This is a genomic window from Campylobacter concisus (genome assembly GCF_002912425.1).
GTDB lineage: Bacteria > Campylobacterota > Campylobacteria > Campylobacterales > Campylobacteraceae > Campylobacter_A > Campylobacter_A concisus_AH.
The window spans coordinates 1-447 of sequence record NZ_POYR01000043.1; the positions used below are offsets into that span (position 1 = coordinate 1).

1 protein-coding gene is annotated in these 447 nt (G+C 23.3%); it reads left to right on the forward strand.

Going from position 1 to position 447, the window contains the following annotated elements:
• Window positions 1-97 precede the first annotated feature (97 nt).
• Window positions 98-447, forward strand: a 350-nt coding sequence (locus tag CYP84_RS02500; RefSeq protein ID WP_141089184.1) for a hypothetical protein, incomplete at its 3' end; no start/stop codon positions are given.

Here is a 447-nt window from a genome sequence, read left to right on the forward strand (position 1 = left end):
GTGGAAGTCAGTTATCAAGTAGCATATCTAAAAATTCAAAAATACAAGAAGCTACTAAAAAAGCATTAGACTACGCAAATAAAATTAAGGATTTAAAATGAGTGAAGTAATTTTAAAAAATTCTAATTTGAAAAAAACTGAATTAACTTATGCTTCTAGTTCCATAATCTATGATAGTTTAAAAGAATTTATTTATTCAAAATATAATGGAGATTGTTTAAAAATAGATATATTCGGTAATATAGATAATGATTTTAGGGCAATTGCTGTTATAGCAGCAATGGATAATGAAAATGATGAAATAATACACAAGCTTAATTTGAAATTTTTTGATAAAAAATATGACTATGGCGAATTTGATATTGTTAAAGAAATAGCTAATGCAAAATCTTGTGTTCTATTAAAATTAAAAGAGAGCGAAATTCTTACAAAGATATTATCTTATAT